The 18959-nt window shown below is 39.0% G+C and carries 4 protein-coding genes; all 4 read left to right on the forward strand.

Annotation, left to right across the window (positions count from 1 at the left end; translation table 11 throughout):
• Nucleotides 1–8 precede the first annotated feature (8 nt).
• The 4 genes from FNW02_RS22755 to FNW02_RS22770 all read left to right on the forward strand — a co-directional run bounded on the left by FNW02_RS22755 (nt 9) and on the right by FNW02_RS22770 (nt 18949).
• Entirely contained in the window at nt 9–6689 is a 6681-nt protein-coding gene (locus tag FNW02_RS22755; RefSeq protein ID WP_191759766.1) for a non-ribosomal peptide synthetase, read from the forward strand.
• Nucleotide 6690: 1 nt separating this feature from the next.
• Entirely contained in the window at nt 6691–14532 is a 7842-nt protein-coding gene (locus FNW02_RS22760; RefSeq protein ID WP_191759767.1) for an amino acid adenylation domain-containing protein, read from the forward strand.
• A 1-nt stretch (nt 14533) separates the two neighbouring features.
• The gene (locus FNW02_RS22765) at nt 14534–15580 is read left to right on the forward strand and encodes a TauD/TfdA family dioxygenase (RefSeq protein ID WP_191759768.1); all 1047 of its coding nucleotides are present in this window, start codon (nt 14534–14536) and stop codon (nt 15578–15580) included.
• Nucleotides 15581–15703: 123 nt separating this feature from the next.
• Nucleotides 15704–18949 carry a non-ribosomal peptide synthetase gene (locus FNW02_RS22770; protein ID WP_191759769.1) on the forward strand — a complete coding sequence of 1082 codons (3246 nt, stop codon included), beginning with the start codon at nt 15704–15706 and terminating at the stop codon, nt 18947–18949.
• The last annotated feature ends 10 nt before the right edge of the window (nt 18950–18959 follow it).

An 18959-nucleotide genomic window follows, 5' to 3' on the forward strand; every position in this document is an offset into this window, starting at 1 on the left:
AAATAACAATGAATGGTTTTTCTCATAACTTGTTTGACATTGTTGACAACTTTTCTACAGTTGTCGAAGTCCTGCGCTTAAGAAGCTTGACGCAGCCAAATAGAGATGCTTTTACCTTTTTGTTAGATGGAGAAACAGAACAAACAACACTAACATATCAAGAATTAGATAAGCGATCGCGTCAAATAGCTGCTCAATTACAAGCATTGAATTTAACTGGAGAACGCGCTTTACTACTTTATCCAGCCGGACTAGATTTTTTAGTTGCTTTTTTCGGTTGTTTATATGCGGGAGTTGTGGCTGTAACTGCATATCCTCCCAGAAACGAGCGCAACACACCGAGAATCAAAGCTATTTCCATAGATGCACAAGCATCTATAGCTCTGACGACAACAGAAATTCTTTCTACAGTGCAGTCTTTAATGTCACAAAAGACTGACTTAGAATCCTTACAGTGGCTTACTACCGACGATCTTGTAGAGGGAATAGAAGATACTTGGCAAGAACCCTCTATTGATCAAGATACCTTAGCCTTTCTGCAATACACCTCTGGTTCTACAGGGACACCCAAGGGTGTAATGATTAGTCATGGAAACCTATTGCACAATGCTGATACAACTTACCAATTTATGGAGCATTCTCCAGAAAGTAAGTTCGTAACGTGGTTGCCGATGTACCATGATATGGGTCTGATTGGGGGAATATTGCAACCTTTGTATGGAGGTTTTCCTTGCATTATCATGCCTCCAACTTCCTTTCTCCAACGTCCTTATCGTTGGTTGCAGGCCATATCTCACTACAAAGGTACAACCAGTGGGGGGCCGAATTTTGCCTATGAGTTATGTACTCAAAAAATCACTCCTGAACAAAAACAAACTCTTGACTTGAGCAGTTGGAGTGTTGCATTTAACGGCGCTGAACCGATTCGGTATGATACTTTAGAGCGGTTTGCAGCAGCTTTTGCAGATTGCGGCTTTCGTAAAGAGGCATTTTACCCTTGTTACGGAATGGCTGAAACAACTCTGATGGTTTCTGGCGTGCAGAAGGCAAAATCACCGATTATTAAGACAGTCCAGAAGTCTGCATTAGAGTCTAATCGGGTAGTTGAAGCATCTGGTAATAATGATAATATTTCTCATTTTGTCAGTTGTGGTCGAGTCATACCAGAACAGGAAATAGCGATCGCTCATCCAGACAAACTCAGTAGTTGTCAACCTGATGAAATAGGAGAAATTTGGGTATCTGGGCCAAGTGTTGGCCAAGGTTATTGGAATCGCCAAGAAGAGACAGCAAAAACCTTCCATGCTCATCTATCAGATACAGGTTTAGGCCCTTTTCTGCGGACGGGAGATTTAGGTTTTTTGGATAATGGCGAGCTTTTCATTACAGGTAGAGCCAAAGATTTAATAATTATTCGTGGCAGAAATCTTTACCCACAGGATATAGAATTAACCGCAGAATGCAGCCATTCATCTTTGCATTCCGGTGCTAGTGCAGCATTTACAGTCGAGGTTAACAACGAAGAACGGCTGGTAATCATACAAGAATTAAAGTTTCGCGCCAAACCAAATTTAGAAGAAGTTATATCTGCAATTCGCCAAGCTGTTGCTGAAGAACATGAAGTACAAGTTTATGCTGTGGTTTTGATTAAACCAGGTAGTATTCCCAAAACTTCCAGCGGTAAGATTCAACGTCGTGCAACTCGCACCCAGTTTCAGAATGGTGAATTGAATGTAATTGGCAGTGATATTTTCAAAATTAGCAATATTGTCAGAAAAGAAACTCGATTAAAGCGTTCCGAACTTTTGACGCTTTCCCCAACGCAATGTCAACCGCTTTTAGAAGCCTATTTGATTGAACAGGAAGCCAGAGTACTGGCGATCGCACCAGATAATATCAATCCTGAAGAACCATTAAGCGCTTTGGGGTTTGATTCTTTAAAAGTGTTTGAGTTAAAAAACCGGATTGAAGTTGATTTAGAAGTAGAAGTATCGATAGCAGACTTCTTTGAAGGGATGAGTACGCTCAAGCTTGTCACCAAAATACTGGCTCAACTGACAACAAAAGCAATACCGTCAGTATCCCTGACGCAAGTCCAGAAAGCCGAATATCCCCAGTCTTTTGCTCAGCAACGACTATGGTTCCTTGATCGTTTGGAACCAGGCAACCCAGCTTACAATATTTCCTTAGCTGTTAATCTCAAAGGTCAGCTTGAGGTTACTCTACTAGAACAAAGTTTTAATGAAATTATCCATCGACATGAAACCCTCAGAACTACTTTTACTACAGTCAACGGGGAACCCGTTCAAGTTATTGCTCCTTCGCTAAAATTATCTTTATCGACAGTAGACTGGCAAAAAAATGTTGACTCGCAAGGCGAATTGGCAATTCGAGAACTCTTGACTCAAGAGAGCCAGCGACCTTTTGACCTAATACATGGGCCATTGTTACGTGCTAAACTTTTACGCCTAACACAGCAAGAACATATTCTTTTGCTTGAGATGCACCACATAATCTCTGATGGCCGGTCTGTTGAGATATTTTTACAAGAGCTAGCATTACTGTACAAAGCATTCTTAACTGGAAGTTCTTCACCTCTACCAGAAGTATCTATCCAATACAAAGACTTTGCATACTGGCAGCGCCAATGGTTGCAAGGGGAAATTCTGCAAACTCAACTCTCTTACTGGAAGCAACAACTTGAAGGTGTCCCAGCCGCATTACAACTACCCACTGATCGACCACGGCCGACAGTGCAAACTTCACACGGCGCTCAACAATCTATAGAGTTGTCCGAAACAGTCATTGAGCAACTCAAGGCGATCGCTCGTCAAAAGGGTATAACTTTATTCATGTTGCTATTGGCAGCATTTCAAACTTTTCTCTATCGTTATACCGGACAAAATGATATCGCTGTAGGAACACCTGTCGCTAACCGTAATCGTGATGAAGTGAAAGGGTTAATTGGCTTTTTTGTCAATACCTTAGTCCTACGTACAGATATGAGCGGCGACCCGACTTTTGACGAGTTGCTGACGCGGGTAAAAAAGGTAGCTTTAGGAGCCTATACACACCAAGATTTGCCCTTCGACCAACTTGTAGAAGCACTGCAACCAGAACGGGACACCAGTCGAACACCGCTGTTTCAAGTCATGTTCAATGTCCAAGATTACTCGCAGTTACCAGAAATGCCTGGTTTGGCTTTGAGCTTGTTAAAAATAGAAACCAAAACAGCGCAGTTTGATTTGAGCCTGTCTATTGAGATTGCTGAAGAAAGAGTGATGGCATCATTTGAATATAATACTGACCTATTTGATGCTACTACCATCACTAAGATGCTGAGACACTTTCAGAATTTGCTCTCAAGCATTACTGCTAATCCTCAAACTCGGTTATCTAACTTACCACTGTTGAGCGCCACAGATCGTCAGGAGTTACTAGAACTTAGTACAAATAAATCCCCAATTCTAAATTCTCAACCCGAATGCATTCATCAACAATTTGAAGCGCAGGTAGAGCGGACACCAAATGCAGTTGCGGTGGTATTTCAAAACCAGTATTTAACCTACAGAGAATTAAATCAGCGAGCGAATCAACTAGCACACTACCTTAAAACCCTCGGAGTTAAACCAGAGGTTTTAGTAGGAATCTGTATAGAGCGCTCTTTAGAGATGCTCATCGGCCTCTTGGCAATTCTCAAAGCCGGAGGAGCATATCTACCTTTAGATCCAGCCTATCCAAAAGAACGCCTCGCTTTGATGTTAAAGGATGCTCAAGTGTCAGTTTTACTAACTTTGTCAGTACAATTGGACACACTCCCCGAACATCAATCTCAAGTCATTTGCTTAGATACGGACTGGCAAGCCATTTCTCAGGAAAGCCAAGAAAATCCAATTCATCAGACACAACCTGAAAATCTCGCCTATCTAATTTATACATCCGGTTCAACAGGAACACCCAAAGGGGTAATGATTCAGCATCGCTCTTTGGCTTGCTATATCAATACTGCATGTAGAGAGTTTGAACTAAAGACGACCCAACGCGTCCTGCAATTTGCTTCCATCAGCTTTGATACTGCTGCTGAAGAAATCTTTCCCTGTCTAATCTGTGGTGCTGCTCTCATACTGCGTACAGATGAGATGTTAAGTTCTACACCTCAATTTTTACAGCAATGTCGTGATTGGGAGGTAACTGTCCTTGATTTGCCTACCGCCTTTTGGCATCAAGTAACCGCTGAACTAGCAACGTCAGATTTGGCACTTCCCGATTCCCTGCGATTAGTGATTATTGGGGGTGAAAGAGCTGACAAAAAACACCTGATAACGTGGCAGCAGGTTGGTCAACGGGTACGGCTTGTCAATAGCTACGGCCCTACAGAAACAACAATTGTAGCAACGCTCTGTGACTTATCAATACAGGCGGCTGGCGAAGTGCCGATTGGTAAAGCCATTCCCCAAGTCCAAACTTACGTTCTCGACCCTTATTTACAACTCGTGCCTGTAGGAACTCCTGGCGAATTGTACATTGGAGGTATGGGTGTTGCTAGAGGCTATCTCAATCGACCGGATTTAACAGCAGAAAGGTTTATTCCTAATCCCTACAGTTCAAGAGGGGAGCGGCTTTATCAGACAGGTGACTTAGTTCGTTACCTACCTAATGGCAACTTAGAATTTATCGGACGTATCGACCATCAAGTCAAAATTCGGGGTTTTCGGATTGAATTAGCAGAAGTAGAAGCCATACTTAATCAACACTTAGCCGTTCGAGAAGCTGTAATTGTTGTACGTGAAAATTCCGAAAGTTCTAAACGTTTAGTCGCCTACGTAGTTCCTCAAGCACAAACACTGACAATTGCTGAACTACGCGGCTTTCTGGAATCAAAGTTACCAAGCTACATGATACCAGCCGCTTTTGTAATATTGGAAGCACTACCACTTACACCCAATGGTAAGGTTGACCGGAAAGCGCTAGCTATTCCTGATACAGTCCGTCCAGAACTCGAAGAAACCTTTGTTGCACCACAGACGAACGTTGAAAAACAGTTAGCTGTTATTTGGGCAGAGGTATTAGGCTTAAAAGAAATAGGTAGAAACGATAATTTTTTTAGATTAGGTGGGGATTCTATCCTTAGCCTTCAAGTAATATTTAAAGCTAACCAAATAGGGCTAAATCTGACTCCTAAACAACTGTTTCAACATCAAACGATCGCTCAACTAGCGCTTGTAGTTGGAACGACTAAAAAAATTCAAGCCGAGCAGATGGAACTAACTGGTTTGCTAGAGTTAACACCTATTCAGCACTGGTTTTTTGAACAAAATCAACCAGAACCACACCACTGGAATCAGTCAGTGTTGTTAGAAAGCAAACAGAACATTGACCCTATAATCTTAGAGAAAATCGTAGAGTTTCTACAAAAGCATCATGATGTTTTACGTTTACGATTTCTCCAGGAAGAATTTAATACTTCTGCACTGATTGCTAGTCCTGATAATAGTATTCCACTAACATACTTCGATTTTTTAGCATTGCCAAAAGATCAACAAGCGGCAGCAATCGAAGCAGCAGCCACTAAATTACAAGCTAGCTTAAATCTTTCACAAGGGCCGTTATTCCAAGTTGCCCTTTTTAACTTGGGTGAAAATCAAGCCAACCATTTGCTTTGGATTATTCACCATTTAGTTGTTGATGGTGTCTCTTGGCGAATTTTAATTGAAGATTTTCAAACAGCTTACCAGCAAATTAGTCAAGGCAAAGTAATAAAGTTGTCACCCAAAACAACTTCTTATAAACAATGGTCTAGCTGTCTACAAAAATATGCCCAATCTTCAGCACTACTTTCAGAGCTAGACTTTTGGCTGAAAACACAGCATCAATCTGTACCTATACCGATAGATTTTCCTGGTGGAAATAATCTAGAAGAAACGACTTCTATTGTATCGGTATCGCTGTCTGTAGAGGAAACTCAAAGTTTACTGCAACAAGTACCAGCAGCTTACCGAACACAAATAAATGATGTATTATTAACAGCACTACTGCAAACATTTCACCAGTGGACGGGAGAAAGTTCTCTACTAATTGATTTAGAAGGTCATGGGCGAGAAGAAATCTTCGAGGATGTGGATTTATCGAGGACTGTAGGTTGGTTCACAAGTATTTTTCCAGTACACCTAAATCTTGAAAATACTAACGAGCCAGCAAAAGCTTTGAAGTCGATTAAAGAGCAGATCCGAGCAATTCCCAATCAAGGTATTGGTTATGGATTACTGCGCTATCTGAGTCGGGATAAGAAAATAACTGAGCAGTTTTCTTTGTCAAAGGCTGAAGTTATTTTTAATTATTTAGGACAGTTTAATCAAGTTTTATCAGAATCATCTTTATTTAGCATAGTACCGGGTTCAAGTGGTTCAACTCACAGTTTGCGAAATAAACGAACTCACTTATTAGAAATTAACGCTGGGATTTATCAAGAACAGCTGGAAATAAGTTGGGCTTACAGCAATCAGCTGCATCGGCAAACCACAATTGAAGTACTTGCTCAAAGGTTTATTGAGGCACTGCGATCGCTTATTGCTCATTGTCAGTCTGACGATGTAGGTGGTTTTACTCCTTCCGATTTTGCTGAGTTTAAGCAAAGCCAATGGGATCAGACTGATCTCGATGCCATTACAGCAGCTATGGGAGATATCTAAGATGAGTGTGAAAAACAAAAACATTGAAGACTTTTATCCCCTCTCGCCCATGCAACAGGGCATTTTGTTCCATAGTCTTGCAGTATCCACTGGCATCTATTTTGAACAATTTAGTTTGACTCTCCAAGGAAAACTCAACACTCCAGAATTTCGTCGCGCATGGCAGTATGTTGTAGAACGACATTCAATTCTACGAACCTGCTTTGTTTGGGAAGGTTTAAAAGAACCAGTACAAATTGTGCATCGGCAGGTGAGCTTACCGTGGCAAGAATATAACTGGCAGCATCTCTCTTCAGAAGAACAACAACAAAAGTTAGAACTTTTTTGGCAAAGCGATCGCTCTAGAGGTTTGGAACTTACACAGCCGCCATTGATGCGCTTCACACTCGTGCAACTTTCGGAAAACTCCTACAGCTTTACTTGGAGTCATCATCATCTGTTGTTAGATGGGTGGTCTGTTCCCTTGGTTTTTAAGGAAGTCTTTGCTTGTTACAAAGCTTTCAGCAATGGTCAAGATGTGCATCTAGAACCTATTCGCCCATATCGGGATTATATTGTCTGGCTACAGCAACAAAACCTAGCTGAGGCTGAGACTTTCTGGCGACAGATGCTTAAAGGTTTTACCACTCCAACACAGCTATCGGTACAAGGAACTAGAAAATTACTAGCTCAAACTGATGGCTCTCAGGAGCGAGAAGTTAAGCTTTCTGTAGTCACAACAGCAAGATTACAATCTTTAGCAAAACAACACCAATTAACCCTAAACACTCTATTACAGGGAGCTTGGGCTTTATTATTAAGCCACTACAGTGGTCAGGAGGACGTAGTTTTTGGGGCAGTAACTTCAGGTCGTCCCCCGATTTTAGCTAAAGTCGAGTCTATGGTAGGGCTGTTGATCAATACACTGCCGATTAGAGTACAAGTATCACCCGAAGAATTTCTTTTGCCTTGGCTTGGGAAAATCAAAGAGCAATTGGTAGAAGCACGTCAATACGAGTATAGTCCGTTAGTAAAAGTCCAAGGATGGAGCGAAGTTCCTAAAGATTTATCTTTGTTCGAGAGTATTGTAGTTTTTGAGAACTATCCTTTAGATACTTCCTTACTGGAGCAGAATCTAAATTTAGAGATCAAAAATTTTCATGCTTTTGAAAGGACTAACTATCCAATAACCCTAACCGTGATTCCAGGTGAAGAGTTGTTGCTCAAGATTACTTGTAGCGATCGCTTCGATATTGACACTATCACCCGGATATTAAGACATTTACAGACTTTGCTAGAGGGTATGCTAACAAAGCCACAGCAACGTCTTGGTGAATTGTCGCTCTTAACGGAAGCTGAGCGACATCAGTTGCTTGTAGAGTGGAATGATACAGAAGTTGAATATCCTCAACAATGCATCCATGAGTTATTTGAAGCGCAAGTAGAAAAAACACCCGATGCAGTAGCAGTGGTGTTTGCAGACCAAGAATTAACCTACAAAGAACTTAACACCAAAGCGAATCAACTAGGGCATTATTTGCGATCGCTGGGAGTAAAACCAGAGGAATTGGTGGGGATTTGTATAGAGCGTTCTTTAGAGATGGTCATCGGATTATTAGCCATCCTGAAAGCAGGTGGTGCATACATCCCACTAGACCCTAGCTATCCCAAAGAACGCTTGGCTTATATGTTAGAAGACTCTCAGCCAAGCGTATTGTTAACACAACAATATTTAGTAAAAAGTCTACCAAATCACAAAGCTAAAGTAGTTTGTATTGATGGCAACTGGGGACTAATTGCTGATGAAAATACAGGAAATCCTGTGTGCAATATCACTTGTGATCACCTTGCTTACGTCATCTACACCTCCGGTTCTACAGGTAAACCAAAAGGTGCGATGAATACTCATCGGGGAATATGCAATCGCTTAATGTGGATGCAGGATGCCTACCAATTAACAACAGCAGATAGTGTGTTGCAAAAAACACCTTTCAGTTTTGACGTATCTGTATGGGAATTTTTCTGGCCATTGTTGACAGGCGCTCGTTTAGTAGTAGCTCAACCAGAAGGACATCGAGATACTAACTATTTAGTCAACTTGATTTTCCAGCAGCAAATTACAACTTTACATTTTGTACCATCAATGCTGCAAGTGTTTTTGGAAGCAGAAGGTTTAGAAAAATGTCAGTCTCTCAAGCGGGTGATAGCAAGTGGTGAGGCGTTACCTGCCCAACTCCAAAAACGCTTCTCAAATAAACTTGATGCCCAACTACATAATCTTTATGGCCCAACAGAAGCAGCTGTAGATGTCACTTTTTGGCAGTGTAAAGATTGTGTTACCAATCAAAAGATAGTTCCTATCGGGCGTCCCATTGCGAATATTCAAATCTATCTGCTTGATAAGTATCTTAACCCTGTTGCTATAGGTGTAACGGGTGAAGTTTATATTGGTGGTGTGGGAGTAGGTAGGGGTTACTTAAACCGCCCTGACTTGACAGCAGAGAAATTTATTCCCAACCCCTTCCAAAGAGGCAGGGGAGCAGGGGGGCAGGGGGGCAAAGGGGTAACAGAAAACAATTCTGAACGTCTCTACAAAACAGGGGATTTAGCCCGCTATTTACCAAATGGAGAGATTGAGTATATTGGTCGCATTGACTATCAAGTAAAAGTCCGTGGTTTCCGAGTTGAATTGGGAGAAATTGAAGCACTCATTAACCAATACCCAGCAGTCCAAGAAACTGTAGTTATAGTAAGTGGAGATTCCGAAGATTCTAAACGTTTAGTTGCTTATGTAGTTCCTCAATCACAAACACTGACAATTGCTGAACTACGCGGCTTTTTAGAGTCAAAGTTGCCAAGCTATATGATACCAGCAGCTTTTGTAATATTAGAAGCACTACCACTTACACCTAATGGTAAGGTTGACCGGAAAGCGCTACCTATTCCCGAATTTATACAGATATCATCATCAAATATTATCCTTCCTTCCACACCAATCGAAAATTTATTAGCAGGTATTTGGGCGGAAGTACTTGGTATTGAAAAAGTAGGTATTAATAATAATTTCTTTGAATTAGGTGGACATTCATTAATTGCCACTCGTGTAATTTCCCGAATCCGGCAAGTTTTTAAAGTAGAGCTTGCTTTACGTTATTTATTTGAAAAACCAACGATAGCTGGGCTAGCGAAAGAAATTGAAAAAGCTCTTAAGGTAGACTCAAGAAATGAGCCAAGGAATATTGAGCGGATTTTGCGATCGCAAGAATTACCGTTATCATTTGCTCAACAACGGTTATGGTTCCTTGACCAATTAGAGCCAAATAATTCCTTCTACAACATTGCTGCTGCTGTTCGCCTAGAGGGACAACTAAATATAGGGGCACTAGAGCAAAGTTTTAACGAGATTATCAGCCGCCATGAAGCCCTACGAACCAATTTTCAAACAATAGAAGGGCAAGCGATCGCTGTGATCTCAGAAGCGATATCATTAATATTACCAATATTTGATATTAGCGAGCTACCTTTAAATCTACAAGAAGCCGAAGTCAAAAAACAGGCTTCTCAAGAAGCACAGAAACCTTTTGATCTTAAAGGCGACTTGCTGCTGAGAGTGAAACTATTACGTCTTAATCAACAAGAACACATAATTTTATTGACAATACACCACATTGTCTCTGACGGTTGGTCAATAGATATACTAGTGCGGGAGTTGGCAACACTTTATCAAGCTTTCTGTAATGGGCAACCCTCTCCGTTACCTGCACTGCCAATACAGTATGTAGACTTCGCGGCTTGGCAACGCGAATGGCTGCAAGGAGAAATACTTAAAACCCAGATATCTTACTGGCTTAAGCAGTTAAAGAACGCGCCAAAAGTATTAGAGTTACCCACAGATCATCCAAGACCAGCAATTCAGACTTTTCGGGGTTCGACCTACTCATTCAAGCTATCTAATCAGCTCTCTTGTTCCTTAAATAAACTCAGCCAGCAGCAGGGAAGTACTTTATTTATGACTCTGTTAGCTGCTTTCCAAACATTGTTATGGCGTTACACAGGCAGCGAAGATATTGTAGTCGGTTCGCCCATCGCTAATCGCAACCGAGCAGAAATAGAAGGGTTAATTGGATTTTTTGTCAATACTTTAGTACTGCGAACTAACTTAGCAGGAAATCCCAACTTTGAAGAGTTACTTAAACGGGTGCGGGAAGTAGCTTTAGGAGCTTACGCACATCAGGATTTACCTTTTGAGTTGTTAGTTGAGGAACTGCAACCACAGCGGGATTTAAGTCATACACCACTCTTTCAAGTGATGTTTGTGCTTCAGAATGCGCCGATGTCTGCTTTAGAGTTACCTGGTTTGACTTTAAGCCCCTTAGAAAGCAATAGTGATAGTGCCAAGTTGGATTTAACCCTATATATAACTGAAACAGTTGATGGATTACTGGGTAATTTAGAATACAATACTGATTTATTTGAAGAGAGTTCCATACAAAGGATGGCGGCGCATTTGCAAACGTTGCTTGAAGGAATTGTTGCTAATCCACAGCAGCGTTTGTCAGAGTTACCACTGTTAACTGAATTTGAGCGACGCCAATTAATGGTTGAGTGGAATGATACAGAAGTTAAATATCCTCAACAATGCATTCATGAGTTATTTGAAGCGCAAGTAGAAAAAACACCCGATGCAGTAGCAGTGGTGTTTGAGGAAGAACAACTTACTTATAAAGAACTGAACGCTAAAGCGAATCAACTAGGGGATTATTTACAAGTTTTAGGAGTAAAAGCAGAAGTATTGGTGGGGATTTGTCTAGAGCGTTCTTTAGGGATGGTCATCGGACTATTAGCCATCCTCAAAGCAGGAGGTGTATACATCCCACTAGACCCTAGTTATCCCAAAGAACGCTTGGCATTTATCTTAGAAGATACTCAAGCTTCAGTATTACTAACTCAAACGTCACTTTTACAAGTAATACCACAACATCAAGCTGAAGTCGTTTGTTTAGATGCAGATTGGCATTATATTGCTCAACAAAGCCAAGAAAATTTATTATCTGATATAACTCCTGACAACTTAGCTTATGTTATCTATACTTCTGGTTCAACAGGTAAACCCAAAGGCGTACAAATTCCCCACAGTGCTTTGAGCAACTTTTTGTACTCCATGAGGAAAACACCAGGGTTAACCCAGGAGGATACTTTACTAGCAGTCACAACATATTCTTTTGATATTGCGGCGTTAGAACTTTTTCTGCCAATCATAGTTGGTGGTTGTTTGGTAATCGCTAGTCGTGAAGTAGCCTCAGACGGAACGCAATTATCAGTTTTACTGACAAACTCCAAAGCGACAGTTATGCAAGCCACACCAGCGACTTGGCAACTACTTCTAACAGCAGGCTGGAATGGCAATGAGCAATTAAAAATCCTTTGTGGTGGAGAAGCTTTACCTGGATATTTAGCCAATCAATTATTGCATCGGTGTGCCTGTTTGTGGAATATGTACGGCCCGACAGAAACCACCATTTGGTCAGCAGCATCCCAGGTAGAAATAGACAGCACAATTGTACCGATTAGTCAGGCGATCGCAAATACACAACTTTACATCCTAGACCAATATAATCAGTTAGTTCCTGTAGGTATAGCAGGCGAATTACATATCGGTGGGGATGGACTCGCACAAGGTTATTTCAACCGTCCTGATTTGACAGCAGAGAAATTTATCCCCAATCCCTTTGAGAAGGTAGGAGGGAGTAGATTATATAAAACAGGGGATTTGGTACGCTATCTACCAAATGGAGAAATCGAGTATATTGGTCGCATTGACCATCAAGTAAAAGTTCGTGGTTTTCGGATTGAACTTGGAGAGATTGAAGCACTCTTGTGCCAACACTCCGCAGTCCGAGAAGCTGTAGTTGTAGTCAGCAAAGATTCAGTAGATTCTCAACTAATAATCGCCTATTTAGTCCCTAAAATCGAGCAAACACTAACAATTCCTGAACTGCGTAGCTTTTTGGAGTCAAAATTACCAAGCTACATGCTACCAAGTGCTTTTGTAATATTAGAGGCACTACCACTTACACCTAACGGCAAAGTTGACCGGAAAGCTTTACCTGCACTTGACCTAGTACGTCCAGAGTTTGAAGAAACCTTTGTTGCTCCTCAAACGCTTGTTGAAAAACAGATGGCGATGATCTGGATGCAAGTACTTGGCTTAGAAAAAATAGGAATAAATGATAACTTTTTTGAATTGGGTGGACACTCACTGTTAGCAACTCAAGTTACATCCCGCATTAATAAAATATTTGATGTTGAGTTACCATTGCGCCAAATTTTTGAATTATCGACGATAGCAAAAATAGCCAAAAGTATCGAGGAAAAAAAGCTAGTCGCTAAGTTAAATCTACCAATTGAACGGGTTTCACGAGAGATAGAATTACCCCTATCTTTTGCACAGCAGAGATTATGGTTTCTGCATCAATTAGATCCAAAGTCATATATTTATAATGGTTCTAGTGCAGTACTGCTACAAGGTTCGCTCAACATAACTGCTTTAGAGCAAAGTATTAACGAAATAGTGCGAAGACATGAAATATTACGAACATATTTTCAGTTGGTAAATGGGCAACCAGTTCAACTTATTGCTCCTACTTTAGCGATACCATTACCAATAGTAGATTTACAACATTTACCTGTTATTGAACAGACAACAGAGGTAGAAAATTTAAGGCTAGCAAGTTACCAACAACCGTTTGATTTAGCGCAATCTCCCTTGTTAAGGTTAACTCTTTTACGATTGAAAACTAGGGAATATATATTGTTAGTGACGATGCACCATATTATCTCTGATGCTTGGTCAGAAGGAATCTTTATCCGAGAAGTGTCAGTACTTTATGAAGCTTTTTCTAACGATAAGCCTTCACCACTTCCAGAGATAAATATCCAGTATGCAGACTTTTCGATATGGCAACACAAGTTTTTGCAGGGTGAGGTACTTGATAAGTTACTTAGATATTGGGAAAAGCAATTAGGAGATAACTTGCCAGTTTTACAGTTACCTAAAAATCATCAGTCTTTAGAAGTCAAAACCTCTCAAGAAAAGCGGCAAACTTTAATACTGTCTAAAACCTTATCCCAAGCAATTAAGAAGCTAAGCGATAGTCTTGGAACCACACTATTTATGACGTTACTCGGAGCATTTAAGGTTTTACTTTATTGGTATACAGGTGACAAAGATATTGTTGTTGGGACTGATATTGCAAACCGTAATAGAATTGAAATAGAGAATTTGATAGGTTTTTTTGTTAATCAATTAGTGTTGCGTAGTAACTTATCTGGGAATCCTACTTTTAGTGATTTTCTGCAACAAATACGTAAAGTTTGTCTAGAAGCTTATGCCCACCAAGATTTACCATTTGAGAAACTAGTTAGCGCTCTTAATCCCAAAAGAGAATTAAACCAAACTCCTTTATTTCAAGTCAAGTTCATTCTCCAAAATGCTCCCATACATCCTTTAGCACTTTCCGATTTAACGTTGACTCATTTAGATTATTTAGAAAATGCGATCGCCAGATTTGATCTACTTCTGGAACTAACAGATACAGAACAAGGAATAGTTGGATTATTGAAATATAATAAAGACTTATTTGATGCTAGTAGTATTGCCCGATTACTAAATAGTTTTGAAATAATTTTGTCTCAAATTGTTGTAAATCCTGCTATTAAATTAAATCAACTCGAAGAAATTATCATTCAGTCAGACAGAGAATATCAGTTAAATGAAGAAGGAAAGCGAAAAAATGAATATAAACAAAAATTAAGCTTAATTAAGCGTAAAGCAATTGATATTGTACCTAAAGTTAGTGATTAAAATGAAACCAACAAAAACAAGTAATTTTAATTTACAGCAAAAATTCCACAAAGGTGGGAGAAAATCCATCCATTTAGAAACCGAACTAATCAAACTAGATAAGTTTGGAGATGAGCAAACCCTACCGTTAATTATCAAACCATCCGTATCAGATGTTGATATTGCAGATTGGGCGGAGGCAAATCGAGAATTTGTAAATACAAATTTAATTAAACATGGTGCTATACTTTTCAAAGGATTTAATATTACCACAGCAGCCGCATTTGAAAGATTTGGTTTAGCGGTTTGTTCAGAATTATTTAATGAAAATGGTGAACATAACCGCGAAACAGTAAGCGGTAAAGTTTATACTCCAGTTTTTTATCCTGCGGATAGCAAGTTACTGTGGCATAACGAGAATTCTTTTAATTATCGATGGCCTGTGAAAATTTTATTCGGCTGTAGTCAACCTGCACAACAAGGTGGAGAAACCCCAATAGTTGATAGTCGTAAGGTGTTTCAATTCATAGAACCCAAGGTAAGGGAACAATTTGTTGAAAAACAAGTTATGTATGTTCGTAACTATGGAAATGGATTAGGGCTTGACTGGCAAACAGTTTTTCAAACTCAAAATAGAGCAGATGTAGAAAAGTTTTGTCAAAATAATTTCATTGATTTTGAATGGAAAAATGATGGTGGATTGAGAACTATTTCTATTCGCCCAGCGGTAATCAAGCATCCTCAGACAGGTGAAATTTCTTGGTTTAATCAAGCACAGCATTGGCATTTAGCTTGTTTAGATACACAAACTCGTGAGTCATTACTGTCATCTTTTAAAAAAGAAGATTTGCCACGAAATTGCTTTTATGGAGATGGTACTCCTATTGAAGACTCTACAATGGTTGATATCTGTGAGGTATACCAGAGGTTAGAAGTATGTTTTCCTTGGCAACAAGGAGACATATTATTACTGGACAACGTGTTAACCGCTCATGGACGCAATCCATATCTGGGAGAACGCAAGCTTTTTGTTGCGATGAGCGAACTGATAAGTTTTAGTCAAACTTGAGATAGTTAATTATTTTATTAAACTCACTGCATCTGTCAATATTAACCGTTTTTGGAACTATTCATTGAAACAGAACAGTTAAAAAAAATTTGACTCAATTTGAAATGGGATTGAACAAGAAAAATGCAAGCAAAAACTCAAGGTTTTCCATTATCACCTCAACAAAAGCACCTTTGGTTAGTACAGCAAGGTAGTAATGTATATCGGAATCAATGTGCTATTTTTATTGAAGGAAATATAGAATTAGATATATTAAAAGAAGCGTTACAGAAAGTTATTACTAAAAATGAGATTCTTCGCACAACTTTTCATCGACCGCGTGGTTTAAAAATACCTGTTCAGGTTATAGATTCTGATATTAATGTTATTTTGAATGAACATATTTTAAAAAATCAATCTTCTCAACTGGAAGAAATAGAAGAACTTTTCGAGACAATTAAAGAACAATCCGTAAAATGTCAAGAAAACCAATTATTTAAGGTAGAGTTGGTAAAATGTTCATCAATCAAATACGTTTTATTTATTAGTTTATCCTCTCTCTGTGCAGATTATCAAACATTAAAAAATATAGTTAATGAAATTAGTCAGTATTACACTGCCTGCTTGCAGAATGTAGAACTAAGCGACGAAGAACCACTACAATATGCTGATGTCGCTACATGGCAAAATGAATTACTTGAAGCAGAAGAAATTACAACAAAGAAGAAGTATTGGCAACAAGTAGATTTTTCGGCTTTGGATAGCTTAAAACTTCCTTTTGAAAATCGTCTTTCTGAAACATCGGAATTTAATCCTCAATTGATTAAGTTAGTGATTCACAGTGATTTACTTGTTAAGATTGAAGAACTTGTTAAAAAATATGAAATCTCGATTAATATATTTTTCCTTACTTGCTGGCAAATTCTACTTTGGCGTTTAACTGGACAATCAAACTTAATTATAGGTCTAGGCTGTGATGGTCGCAATTACGAAGAATTAAAAGCAGCACTAGGTTTATTTGCCAAATATTTACCGCTTGCTTGCCATTTGCAAGAAAATGATACATTCAGTAATACCTTGATACAGGTTAACAACTTAACAGATGAAATACTTGAATGGCAGGATAGTTTTAATTGGGATACATTATTTAACACAAATACAGATGATATAGAACAGTCATTTTTACCATTTTGTTTTGATTTTGAGAAAACGGTAACTAGTTATTATGCTCCTCAAGTAGTATTTTCAATTTATCAATGTTATGTCTGCTATGACCGATTTAAAGTAAAGCTTTCTTGTACTCATACACCAAATAAATTAGTCAAATTAGAATTTCATTATGATGCCAAATTTTTCTGTAAAGAAGATATTCAACGTTTGGTGAATCAGTGGCAAATGCTGTTAGTTAGTGTTATTAATAATCCTTATCTAGCGATATCACAATTGGATATCTTCAGTGAACAAGAGCGAGAAGAACTTTTAGTTGCATTCAACAATACTAAAACGGCAGAGCTACAATACAAGTGCATCCAACATTGGTTTGAACAGCGGTGCGATCGCACGCCAGACAACATTGCTATTATTTATAAAAATCAGCAATTTACCTACCAAGAAGTAAACACCCGTGCTAACCAGCTAGCTCATTACTTACAACAATTTGGTGTGAAACCGGATGTAATGGTGGGACTTTGTGTCGAGCGTTCGCCTTTAATGTTGATAGGACTTTTAGGTATCTTAAAAGCTGGTGGTGCATACATACCAATTGACCCTAGCTATCCCTTAGAAAGAAAAGCTTTTATATTAAACGACTCTCAAATGCCAGTGCTGCTGACTCAACAGCATTTAATTGCAGATTTAGCTACAAATGGAATTAAAGTAATTTGTATAGATAGTGATTGGCAAACTATAAACCAACAAGAAATTGAAAATCCAATTACTACAACAACCGAGTTAAATCTAGCCTATGTTATTTACACCTCCGGTTCCACTGGTAAACCCAAAGGAACTCTAATTCCTCATCAAGGATTAGTTAATTACTTAAGTTGGTGTACTCAAATATATCCAGTAGAGCAAGGAGTAGGAACTTTAGTTCATTCACCTTTGGGTTTTGATTTAACAATCACTAGTCTTTTTTCACCTTTATTAGTTGGTCGTACAATAGAATTACTATCAGAAGAACAAGGCATTGAAACCCTTTCTCAAGCTTTAAGTAAAAGCTCGAATTTAAGTTTGGTGAAAATTACCCCCGCTCACTTGGATTTGCTTAAACAACAGTTATCCCAAGAAGAGATTGCAAATAAAACTAGAGCTTTTATTATTGGTGGAGAAAATTTATTAGCCCAAAGTATAACTTTCTGGCAAGATGTAGCTCCAGATACGATATTAGTAAACGAATACGGCCCTACAGAGACAGTGGTAGGCTGTTGTGTTTATCAGATTCCAGTCGGGAAACATTCAACAGGATCTATACCCATTGGTAAGCCGATCGCTAATACCGAGTTGTACATTTTAGACCAATATTTGCAACCAGTACCGATGGGAGTAGTAGGTGAATTGCACATTGGCGGACTTGGATTAGCTAGGGGTTATCTAAATCAACCTGAATTAACAGCGCTGAAGTTTATCCCCAATCCTTTTAGTAAAAAAGCAGGCGATCGCCTTTACAAAACTGGTGATTTAGTTCGCTTTTTAGCGAGTGGAGATATTGAGTATATAGGTCGCATTGACAACCAAGTTAAAATACGAGGTTTTCGTGTTGAACTAGGAGAAATTGAAGCGGTTATTAATCAACATCCATCAATATTGACAAGTGTAGTTATCCTTCGGGAGGATAAATCTGGAAATCAAAATTTAATAGCTTACATAACTCTCCACCCAAACAAAACATTAACGATTCCTGAACTGCGCCGCTTCTTGCAAAACAAATTGCTTGACTATATGCTACCAAATGCCTTTATGATATTAGAAGCATTACCATTAACTTCTAATGGCAAAGTAGATCGTCAAGCATTGCCAATGCCCGATGTGCGCCCAGAATTAGAAGTTGCTTATGTAGTGCCGCAAACTGAGATTGAAAAGACAATAGCCTCGGTTTGGCAAAAAGCTTTAAATCTTGAAAAGATAGGTATTCACGATAATTTCTTTGAAATTGGCGGTCATTCATTACTTTTGGTTACAGTTCACAGCCAATTGCAGGAAATATTAAAAGCAGAACTATCAACCCTTGATTTATTTAGATACCCTACCATCAATTCTTTAGCAGAGTATTTAACATCTCCAAATGCAACAGCATTGTTACAGGACAATGATACTCAAACAGAGAAAATTTCAGCTGGTAAAGCGCAACAAAGAAAACGCTTACAAAAAATGAAATCAGTTGAAAATAATTAAGGAATTAATA

Source organism: Komarekiella delphini-convector SJRDD-AB1 (assembly GCF_014831675.1).
Classification (GTDB): Bacteria; Cyanobacteriota; Cyanobacteriia; order Cyanobacteriales; family Nostocaceae; genus Komarekiella.